General features: G+C 67.5%; 6 protein-coding genes. 1 reads left to right on the top strand and 5 read right to left on the bottom strand.

Annotated features, from left to right (window positions below; translation table 11 throughout):
• Positions 1–53: 53 nt before the first annotated feature.
• Both DVB37_RS14740 and DVB37_RS14735 read right to left on the bottom strand, forming a co-directional pair.
• A complete protein-coding gene (locus DVB37_RS14740) occupies positions 54–1034 on the bottom strand; it encodes a tripartite tricarboxylate transporter substrate binding protein (RefSeq protein WP_120155924.1) in 981 nt (326 codons plus the stop codon).
• A 29-nt stretch (positions 1035–1063) separates the two neighbouring features.
• On the bottom strand, positions 1064–2446 hold the full coding sequence (locus DVB37_RS14735) for a M20 family metallopeptidase (protein WP_120155922.1): 1383 nt from the start codon (positions 2444–2446) through the stop codon (positions 1064–1066).
• Between the two features lie 111 nt (positions 2447–2557).
• Here DVB37_RS14735 and DVB37_RS14730 point away from each other — a divergent pair, with 111 nt between their 5' ends.
• Positions 2558–3466 carry a LysR family transcriptional regulator gene (locus tag DVB37_RS14730; protein WP_046807363.1) on the top strand — a complete coding sequence of 303 codons (909 nt, stop codon included), beginning with the start codon at positions 2558–2560 and terminating at the stop codon, positions 3464–3466.
• On the opposite strand, the gene DVB37_RS14725 is transcribed toward DVB37_RS14730, so the two are convergent.
• From DVB37_RS14725 to DVB37_RS14715, 3 genes are read right to left on the bottom strand one after another with little or no spacing between them, the layout of a single operon-like run.
• The gene (locus tag DVB37_RS14725) at positions 3423–6554 is read right to left on the bottom strand and encodes an efflux RND transporter permease subunit (RefSeq protein ID WP_120155920.1); all 3132 of its coding nucleotides are present in this window, start codon (positions 6552–6554) and stop codon (positions 3423–3425) included. The genes DVB37_RS14730 and DVB37_RS14725 overlap by 44 nt on opposite strands.
• Complete coding sequence (locus DVB37_RS14720; protein ID WP_120155918.1) at positions 6551–9622, bottom strand: multidrug efflux RND transporter permease subunit; 3072 nt, start codon at positions 9620–9622, stop codon at positions 6551–6553. Before DVB37_RS14720 ends, DVB37_RS14725 begins: the two co-directional genes overlap by 4 nt.
• Positions 9623–9629: 7 nt before the next feature.
• Positions 9630–10841, bottom strand: coding sequence for an efflux RND transporter periplasmic adaptor subunit (locus DVB37_RS14715; protein ID WP_120155916.1), 1212 nt, complete (start codon positions 10839–10841; stop codon positions 9630–9632).
• Between the last annotated feature and the right edge of the window lie 38 nt (positions 10842–10879).

Here is a 10879-nt window from a genome sequence, read left to right as displayed (position 1 = left end):
CTGCCTAGCCGCCTAGCCGCCTTGGCGCCTTGCGCCCGTGCCTGCCTTGTCGTCTATTCCAGCTTGATCTCGGCGCGCTCGGCCACGGCGCTGAACGTCTGCACTTCTTTTTGAATCCGGTCCTTGAACGCCTGGCCCGGCAAGAACACAGGTTCCAACGCCAGGTCCGACACCGCCTTTTTCACCTGCGGGTCCTGCATGATCTGCGCGACCGCGCGGTTCAACGTGTCGATCACCGGCGCGGGCGTATGGGCCGGCGCGGCCAGGGCGTACCAGCCCACAAACGACACCTGGGGAATCCCGGCTTCCTCGAAAGTCGGCACGTCCGGCATCTGCGGCACGCGGTGTTCGCCCGTGACGGCCAGTGCCCGCACCTTGCCCGCGCGCACTTGCGGCGCGGCGGATGACACCGTGTCCACGCCCAGCGACACCTCGCCGCCGATCATCGCGGTGATCAGCTGCGCGCTGCCTTTGTACGGCACCGGCACCATCTTCGCGCCGGCGGCCTCGGCAAACATTTCGCCCGCCAGATGCGGCGCCGAGCCCGGCCCGAACGTGCCGTACATCAGCCCGCCCTTGCTGCTTTGTTGCTTGGCCAGCGCCGCCGCTTCCTGCACGGTGGTGGCCGCCAGGCCGTTCTGCGCCAGCAGCACCACGGGCGCCAGGGCGACGATGGCCACATGTTCGAAGCTGCGCACGGGGTCGTAGGGCAGAGACGGATTCAACGCGGGCAAGACGGTGTACGTGGTGCTGCCCGACAGCAGCAACGTGTAGCCATCGGGCTGGGCGCGCGCCACGACGTCCGCCCCGATCACCGTGGACGCGCCGGGGCGGTTCTCGACGATGACCGACTGGCCCAGGCGGCCCGACAGCTTGTTGGCCAGCAGCCGCGCCACCGTATCGGTCGCGCCGCCCGGCGTGAAGGGCACAACGATCTTGATCGGCTGCTCCGGGTAGGCGGCATGGGCGTCGCCCGCATAAGCGGCGACGGCAAGGTTGAACGCCATCACGGCGGCACAGAATCTAGCAGTCATGGCAACGCTCTCGGTAGTGAAACGGTCGGTCAGGCGGGAACGGCTTCGCCCAGGTCCCAGAACAGGCCGGCCATGATGGCCAGCCCTTCGCGCGCCACGCTGCCCAGCAGATGCTCATTGGGCGCATGCTGCGCGCAGGCGGGGTACGAATGCGGCACCCACAAGGTGGGCAGGCCCAGCAGGTCGGCAAAAATTTCGTTTGGCAGCGAGCCGCCCAGGTTCGGCAGCAGTGCGGGGCGCTTGCCGGTCGTGCGTTCCAGCGATGCCGCCGCCCAGCGCACCCAGGCGTTATCGGGCGACAAGCGCGTGGCGCCGCCTTGCATGCCGACGCGGACTTGCACGTCTTCAAAACCGCCTTGGCGCAGGTGCTCGCGCACATGCGTTTCCAGCGCGCGCCAATCGGTGCCCACCACGAAGCGCAACTGGCACCAGGCCACGGCCTCGGGCGGAATCGCGTTCACGGGTTTGGCCGGATCGCCCGCGCCAAAGGTCAGCACGTCCAGGCTGTTCCAGCCGAATACTTTTTCAGGCGCCGTCAGCCCTGGCTCGCCCCACCATGCGTTGATGTCGGGGTCGTCCTCGCCGCCGCCTACCTCAAGATCCGCCAGCGCCTCGCGCACGGCGTCGGGGATGGCGGGGGGGCGCAGCGCCGGCACCGTTATGCGGCCACGCGCGTCCACCAGGGTGCCGATGGCGTGCATCAGCACGATGGCGGGGTTGGCCAGCAGGCCGCCCCAATTGCCGGAGTGGTAGCCACGTTCACGCGCGCGCAGCTTCAATTCAAAATTGACCGCCCCGCGCGAGCCCATGAACAGCGTGGGGCGCGCTGCATGCAGACGCGGGCCGTCGCTGGCGATGAACACGTCCGCCGCCAACGTGTCGCGCTGCGCGTCGCAGAACGCGGCCAGGCCAGGTGAACCGGCTTCTTCGCCGGTCTCGATCAGCCAGGTGGCGTTGAACCCCAGCTTGCCGCCGCGCGCGGCAATCACCTGCCGCAGCGCTTCCAGGTTGATGCTGTGCTGGCCTTTGTTGTCGGCCGTGCCCCGGCCATACCAGCGGTCGCCGTCCACTTGCAGCTGCCAGGGGTCGCGGCCCGCTTCCCACTTGGCCGCATTGCCGCGCACCACGTCGCCATGGCCGTACATCAGCACGGTGGGCAAGCCGGGCGCTTCAATGCGCCGCGCCACCAGGATAGGCAGGTCCACGCCGTCGGGGTTGGGATGCACATCACAGGAAAAGCCCATCCGGCTCAGGACCGGGATCAGGTCCTGGTTCAGATAGGCGTGCTGCATCGGCGCCTGCTCGGGCACTTCGCTTTCCGTGGCATACGCGACGCGACGCGCCAGGGCGGCTTCAAGGGTGCCATTGTCAAAGGCTTCAACGGCTTGCAGGACGGCTTGTTCGCGGTTCACGGCGGCACTCGGGACGAGGGAGGCACAAAGTTATTACGCATCGCTACATGCCACAATCAGATAATTAGCATCTTTGCATTGCCTTTTTGGCATGTGTGACACGGAGGCGGGATGATCTCGTTGGGACTGCGGTATTTTCTTGAGGTCGCGCGCAGCGGCTCGATCGCCGGCGCGGCGGCGTCGCAGCACGTGGCCGCCTCGGCGGTCAGCCGTCAGATTGCCAAGCTGGAAGACGCCTTGGGCGTTGCGCTGTTCGAGCGCCAGGCGCGCGGCATGGAACTGAGTGAGGCCGGCCGGCAACTGGCCGCGTACGCCAATGCGGCGGCGCTGGAAGCAGAACGCGTCACGTCCGAAATTCGCCAGCGCGGTCATGTGGGCGATGTCACGATCCGCCTGGCCTGCACCGAAGGCTTCGCCCATCATTTTCTGCCCATGTGCATGGCGCAGTTCAACCGCGAGCGGCCCGAGGCGCGCTTTCATCTGTACGTGGAACGCCCCGAAGAGGTCAGCCGCCACATCCTTGAAGGCTTGGCCCAGATGGCGCTGCGCTACACCACGGCCCAAGACGACCGCCTGAAAACCGAGCTGCTGACCCGTGCACCCGTCTACGCCGTAATGTGCCGCCAGCACCCGCTGGCCGGCCGCCGCAGCATCGGCATGCGCGACCTGGTCCACTATCCGCTATCCCTGGGCGACCACGGCACCACCGTGCGCCAACTGTTCGACGCCGCCTGCGCCAACGCGGGCCTGCACATCGAACCCGCCTACGTCTCGAACCATTCCGCGGCCTTCCTGCCGATGCTGCCCGGCAGCCAGATCGTCGCCTTGTCCGGCTACCTGACGCTGATGGGCCAACTGGGCGAAGGCGGCCTGGTCGCCGTGCCATTCACCAACCCCGAAATGCGCCAACGCAGCATCCAGGTGCTGACCCTGCAAGGCAGAACGCTACCGCAGCTAGCCCGCGAATTCCTGGCGTTCATGTCCGACCGCCTGACCGCCGCGCCCCGGTGGCCGGAGTAGCTCGCCCCGCACCCCCCAGCTTCACCCGCAGCCGTTCCAATGCCAGATACACAATAGGCGTCGTATACAGCGTCAGGAACTGGCTGATCATCAAGCCGCCGACGATGGCGATGCCCAGGGGGCGGCGCAGTTCGGCGCCGTCGCCCATGCCCAGCACCAGGGGCAGGGCGCCCAGCAGGCCGGCCAGGTTGGTCATTACGATAGGGCGCAGGCGCAGCATGGCGGCGCGGTGGATGGCTGCGCGGGGAGTCAGGCCTTCGCGGCGTTCCAGGCTGAGGGCGAAGTCGATCATCAGGATGGCGTTCTTCATGACGATGCCGACCAGCAGGAACAGCCCCAGCAATGCGATCAGGGTGAATTCGATGTTGGCGATGCGCAGCGCCAGCAGCGCGCCCACGCCGGCGGACGGCAGGGTGGACAGGATGGTCAGCGGGTGCAGGGGGCTTTCGTACAGGATGCCCAGCACCAGGTAGATGGCGACCAGCACGGCCAGGATCAGCCAGGGCTGGTCTTGCAGGCTTTGCTGGAAGTTGCGCGCGTCGCCGCCCAGGCGCGTCTGGATGGTGGACGGCACCATCAGCTTGGCCATGGCGGCGTCGATGGCGGCCAGGCCTTGTTCCAGCGATACGCCGGGCGTCAGCGAAAAGCCGACGCCGACGGCCGCGAACAGGCCGTCGTGGTAGACGCGGTCGTTGACCAGCCCGTTCTCGTAGGTGGCGAAGGCGGTCAGGGGGACGCGCGTGCCGTCGGCCGCCACCACCTGCACTTGCTCCAGCACGTCGGGGTCTTCGGTGTAGCGCGGGTCCAGCTCCAGTACCACGCGGTATTGGTTCATGGCGTCGTACAGGGTGGCGACCTGGCGTTGGCTGAACGAATTGCTGAGCACACTGCTGATCGTGTCCATGTCCACGCCCAGCCGTTGCGCGGCCGCGCGGTCGATGTTGATGACGACCTGCTGCGTGGCGCCGTCGCCTTGGGCGTCCACGTCGCGCAGTTCGGGGATGTCTTGCATGGCTTTGGATATCTTGCGCGCCCAGTCGCGCAGCGCGGGCACGTCGCTGGCCATGATGGCCAATTCGTGGTCGCCGGAATTGCCGAAGCCGCCGGGCATGCGCAGGTCCTGGTCGACGTTCAGGAAGAACATGCCGCCGGGCACGGGCGGTGCGTGGGTGCGCAGCCAGTTGATGACTTCGGTAGAGGACTCGCCGCGTTCGGCGGCGGGTTTCAGGCGGATCAGGAATAGCGAATTGCTGATGCCCAGGCTGCCGCCGTTGTAGCCGATGACGTCCTGCACGGCCGGATGCTTGAGCACCAGCTGGCGGTATTGGTCGATCTTGGGTTGCATGACCTGGAACGAAAACCCGTCGTCGCCGCGCACGAATCCCACCAGTTGGCCGGTGTCTTGCACGGGCAGAAAGCCCTTGGGCGCTTCGACGTACAGATACACGTTCAAGCCCACCACGGCGGCCAGCAGCAACAGGGTCAAGCGCGCATGCCCCAGCACGCGCGCAAGGGACCGGCCGTAGGCATCGTGCGCGCGGGCGAAGGCCGATTGCAGGCGCGACGGGCGCGATTGAGGCGATTGGGGCGATTGCGGCGATTGGGCCGAAGGTTGATCCGCGCGCAGCCAACGCGCGCACAAGGCCGGGATGATCGCCACGGAGACCACCAGCGAAATCACCGTGGCCGCCACCAGCGTGATCGAGAATTCCCGGAACAGCCGTTCGACCAGCCCGCCCATGAAGAGGATCGACACGAACACCACGCTTAACGCCACCGTCATGGCAACCAGCGTGAAGCCCACTTCGCGTACGCCGCGCAATGCCGCCTTGCGGGGCGACAGGCCGCGTTCAAGGTGGCGCGAGATGTTTTCCAGCACGACGATGGCGTCATCCACCACCAGGCCGGCCGCGACGATCAGCGCCATCAACGACAGGTTGTTCAGCGAAAAGCCCCACGCGTGCATGACGGCGAACGTGGCGATCAGGCACACGGGTATCGCCACGCTGGGAATCGCGGCCGCGCGCGCGTTGCCCAGGAACAGCCAAACCACCAGGATGACCAGCGCGGTCGCCAGGCCCAGCGTGATGTGGGCCTCGCGCAAGGTGGCGTTGATGCCGGGCGAGCGGTCCAGCGCCACCGTCAGGTCCACGTCGGCCGGCATCAGCGCGCGCAGGCCGGGCAGGGCGGCGTTGATGGCGTCGATGGTCTCGATGATGTTCGCGCCGGTCTGGCGGCTGATGGTCAGCACGACAGCCGGATTCGTGTTGTGAAAGCCGCTGCTGTAGCGGTTTTCGACGGAATCGCTGACGCGCGCCACCTGCGCCAGCCGGATCACCGCGCCGTCGTCGTGGCGCACGATCAGGCGGCCGTATTCATCCGCGCCGCGCGGCTGGTCCAGCGTGCCGACTTCCCAGCGCTGGCCGGCCGCGTCCAGCTGGCCCAGCGGCCGCAGGGGCGCGGCATTCGCGATGGCGTTGCGCACGTCGTCCAGCGCCACGCCGTAATGGGCCAGCGCGTTGGGGTTGACCTGCACGCGCACGGCGGGCAGCGAACTGCCGCCCAGGGTGACTTCGCCCACGCCATTGATCTGCGACAGCTTTTGCGCCAGCACCGTCGATCCCAGGTCATACAGCTGGCCGGCCGGGCGCGTGGCGGAACTCAAGGCCAGCGCCATGATGGGCGCCTGCGACGGGTTGACCTTGCGGTAGCTGGGGCTTTGCGGCATGCCCGCGGGCAATTCGCCGCGCGCGGCATTCAGCGCGGCCTGCACGTCGCGGGCCGCTTCGTTGATGTCGCGGTCCAGCTCGAATTGCAACTGCACGCGCGTGGCGCCCTGGTTGCTGGACGAACTCATGGCGCTGACGCCCGCGATGCTGCCCAGCGCGCGCTCCAGCGGCGCGGCCACCTTGCTGGCCATGCTTTCCGGGCTGGCGCCGGGCAATTCGGCGCGCACCTCGATGGTGGGGAAGTCCACCTGGGGCAAGGGTGCAACGGGCAACAGCCGCCACGCCACCGCGCCCAGCAGCGTCAACGCCAGCGCCAGGAACAGGCAGGCGACCGGGCGGTGCAGCAACGCGCGGATCATGCGTTGCGCCCGTCGGGCCTCACACCGACCGGGCGCCGCTGCCCCAGCCGGTGAAAGAACAGATAGACCGCCGGCGTGGTGAACAGCGTCAGCACCTGGCTGACCAAGAGGCCGCCCACCATGACCCAGCCCAGCGGCTGGCGCAGTTCGGCGCCCGAGCCGGTGGCCAGCATTAGCGGCAGCGCGCCGAACAGCGCGGCCAGCGTCGTCATCAAGATCGGCCGCAAGCGCAGCAGCGCGGCTTCGCGGATGGCATCCCGCGGCGCCAACCCGCGCGTGCGCTCGGCGTCCAGCGCAAAGTCCACCATCATGATGCCGTTCTTCTTGACCAGCCCGATCAGCAGGATGATGCCGATGACGGCAATCAGGTCCAGCGGCCGGCCGGTAATCAACAGCGCCAGCAACGCGCCCACGGTGGCCGACGGCAGGGTCGACAGGATGGTGACGGGGTGAATGGCGCTTTCATACAGCATGCCCAGCACCAGGTACATCGTGACCACCGCCGCCAGCATCAGCCACAGCGTATTGGACAAGGACGCCTGGAATGCCGAGGCCGCGCCTTGCAGCCGCAGTTCCACGCTGGGCGGCAGGGCGATGTCGGTCTTGGCCGATTCAATGGCGGCAATGGCGTCGCCCAACGACCCGCCCGGCGGCAGGTTGAACGATAGGTTCACGGCCGGAAATTGCGACAGATGGTTGATCGCCAGCGGCACCGCGCGTTCGCTGACCGTGGCCAGCGCCGACAGCGGAATCGCCTGCCCGTCCTCGGTTTGCAGGTGGATGCGTTCCAGCGCCTCGGGCCCCAGCGCCAGGCTGCGGTCCACTTCCAGCACCACGCGGTACTGGTTCGACTGCGTGAACAGCGTGGCCACCTGGCGCTGGCCAAACGCGTTGTACAGCGCCTGCACCACGTCGTCCATCGTGACGCCCAGGCGCGCGGCCGTATCGCGCGACACTTCCAGGTACGCCTGGCGGCCATTGCCTTGCAGGTCGGACGACACCTCGGCCAGCGCGGGCGACTGCGCCAGCCGCTGCGTCAGCGCCTGGCTCCATTGCGCCAGCAGCGCGCTATCGGGGGACGTCAGGCTGAATTGGTACTGGCCCCGGCTGACGCGGTCTTCGATATTCAATTCCTGCACCGGCTGCAAAAACAGCGAGATGCCGTGGACGTCGCGGGCGCGCGCGTCCAGGCGCGCCATGACATCGGCTAGCGGCGCGCTGCGTTCGGCCCAGGGCTTCAGGTTGATCAGCAGCCGCCCGGTGTTCAACGTCGCGTTCATGCTGTCGATGCCGATGAAGGACGACAGGCTTTGCACATCGGGATCCGCCAGCAGCGCCTGGGCCACGGCTTGCTGCCTGCGCGACATGGCGTCAAACGAGGTGCTTTGCGTGGACTGCGTCACGCCTTGCAGCACGCCGCCGTCCTGCACCGGGAAAAATCCTTTAGGTACCGCCAGGTACAGCAGGCCAGTCAAGACCACGGTACCAAGCATCACCATCAACGTCAGGCGCTGGTGGCGCAGCGTGATGTCCAGCCATCCCGCGTAGCGCGCCTGGATGCGGTCCAGCACGCCGGGGCGCGATTGCCCGTGCGCGGGCAGCAGGCGCGCGCACATCATGGGCGTCAGCGTCAGCGATACGGCCAGCGATATCAGGATGGCCACCGCCAAGGTGACGGCGAATTCACGGAACAGCCGGCCCACCACGTCTTCCATGAACAGCAGCGGGATCAGCACGGCAATCAACGACAGCGTCAGCGACACCAGCGTGAAGCCGATCTGCCCGGCGCCTTTCAGCGCGGCCGACATCGGGCTGTGCCCCTGTTCGCGATACCGTGCAATGTTCTCCAGCATGACGATGGCGTCATCCACCACGAAGCCCGCGCCGATAGTCAGCGCCATCAGCGTCAGGTTGTTGGTGGAAAAGCCCGCCAGGTGCATGAAGCCGAAAGTGCCGATCAGCGATAGCGGCACGGCCAGGCTGGGGATCAGCGTGGCGGGCAGGTTGGAGAGGAACAGGAACGTGACCAGCACCACCAGCCCCACGGCAAACACCAGTTCCCATTGCACGCCGCGCACCGACGCGCGGATGCTTTCGGTACGGTCGGTCAGGATGCGCACGTGCGCGGCGGCGGGCAGGCTGGCCGTCAGTTGCGGCAGCAGCGCCTTGACCTGGTCGGCCACGGCGATGACGTTGGCGCCCGGCTGGCGTTGGATATTGACCAGCACGGCCGGCTGCTTGTCGACCCAGGCGGCCAGGTAGCGGTCTTCGGCGCCGTCTTCAATGGTGGCGACCTGGCCCAGCCGCACCGGCGCGCCGTTCTTCCAGGCCACGATCAGTTCGCGGTATTCGGCGGCGCTTTGCAGCTGGTCGTTCGCGTCCATGATGACGGAGCGCACCGGCCCGTCGAAGCTGCCCTTGGGTTGATTGGAATTTGCCTTGGCGATGGCTTCCTGCACGTCGGACAGTTGCAGCCCGCGCGCCGCTAGCGCCATCGGGTTGACCTGCACGCGCACGGCCGGGCGCTGGCCGCCGGCCAGGCTGACCATGCCCACGCCCGATAGCTGCGACAGCCGCTGCGTCATGCGTGTGTCGACCAGGTCATATACGGTGGGCAAGGGCAGGGAATCCGAGGTCACCGCCAGCGTCAGGATGGGCACGTCGGCGGGGTTGACCTTGCGGTAAACGGGTGGCGTGGGCAGGTCACCGGGCAGCAGCGAGCCGCTGGCGCTGATGGCCGCTTGCACCTCTTGTTCGGCCACGCCCAGCGACACGTCCAGCGAAAACTGCAACGTGATGACCGAAATGCCGCTGCCGCTGGTGGACGACATCTGCTTTAAGCCCGGTATCTGCCCAAAGCGGCGTTCCAGCGGCGCGGTCACGGCGCGCGCCGTCACGTTGGGGCTGGCGCCCGGGTACGGCGTGGTGACCTGGATGATGGGGTAATCGACCTGCGGCAATGCGGCCACGGGCAGCATGCGCCAGGCCAGGATGCCCGACAGCAGCAGGGCGATCATCAGGAAAGACGTCGCCACCGGACGCAGGATGAAGGGGCGTGACAGGCTCATGCGCGGTTCAAGTCAGGGGGTCTACGATCTGGACGTTGCGGCCGTCATGCAGGCGGTCCACGCCTTCGACCACCACGCGCTCGGCCGGCGCCAATCCGGCTTGCACGACGATATGGCCCGCGTTGGCGGGGCCCAGCTGCAACACGCGGCGCGTGGCGCGCGCATCGTCGCCGATCACAAAAACGAACGCGCCTTCGGACCCATACTGCACGGCGGCCGACGGAATGGTGACCACGTTGTCTTGCTGGACCAGGGACAGCCGGATGTTCACGAATTGATTGGGAAACAGCGATTCGTCAGTGTTGTCGAAACGGGCGCGCAGCCGCACGGTGCCGCTGCCGGTCTGGACGCGGTTGTCCAAGGCTTCCAGCGTGCCTTCGGCCAGCAGGCGGCGGTCGTCGGCATCCCAGGCCTGCACGCGCAACACGTCCGTTCCCGCCTGCGCCTGGCGCAGCAAGTCCAGCCGCGTTTCCGAAATGCTGAACAGCGCCGAAATGGGCGTGGTCTGCACCAGCGTGGTCAGCCCGTCGGCATCGTTGGCGCGCACATGGTTGCCGGCGTCAACGCGGCGCAGGCCGATGCGGCCATCGTGCGGGGCAGTGATGCGGGTCAGCCCCAGCAGTCGCTGTGCATCGGCGACCTGTGCGCGGTTCAGTTCGCGCTGCGCGGTGTAGGCGCGCACCTGCGCCTGGGCGGTGTCCAGCTGCTGCCCGGCCACGGATTCCTGGCGCGCCAATGTGCGGTAGCGCTGTAGATCGGCCTGGGCGTTGTCCAGCAGCGCCTGCGTGCGCGCCAATTCACCTTCGGCCGCCGCCAGCGCGGTTTGATAGGGACGCGGGTCGATCTCGGCCAAGAGCTGGCCGCGCACCACGGCCTGGCCCTCGGTGTAATGCAGGCGCAACAATTCGCCTTCAACCTGACTGCGCAGCACAACGTGGGTCAAGGGCGTGATGGTGCCCAGCGCATGCAGGTCGCGTTGCAGCGGCCCGACGCGGGCGGCCGCGACGCTGACGGCAACGGGTATCTGGTTGTATTCGGGCGGGCGGGGGGCGGCGGGGCCGCTTTGGGTTTTCCACCACATGGCCAGCGCCGCGACCAAGGCAAGTACCAGCACGGCCGCCGTCAGGATCACGCGGCGCCGTGATCGGGCGACGGGTGGAGGAGGGGCGTGGGCGGGGGCGCGGTGAGCGGCAGGGCCCGCGGCGGGGGGCAAAGACATCGGGACTGCCAAATAGATGTTGTGCTGAGAGATGTTGT

It is taken from the genome of Achromobacter sp. B7, assembly GCF_003600685.1.
Taxonomy (GTDB): Bacteria; Pseudomonadota; Gammaproteobacteria; order Burkholderiales; family Burkholderiaceae_B; genus Achromobacter; species Achromobacter spanius_B.
Note: the sequence above shows the minus strand (reverse complement) of the source record. Positions and strands in the feature narration are given on the sequence as shown.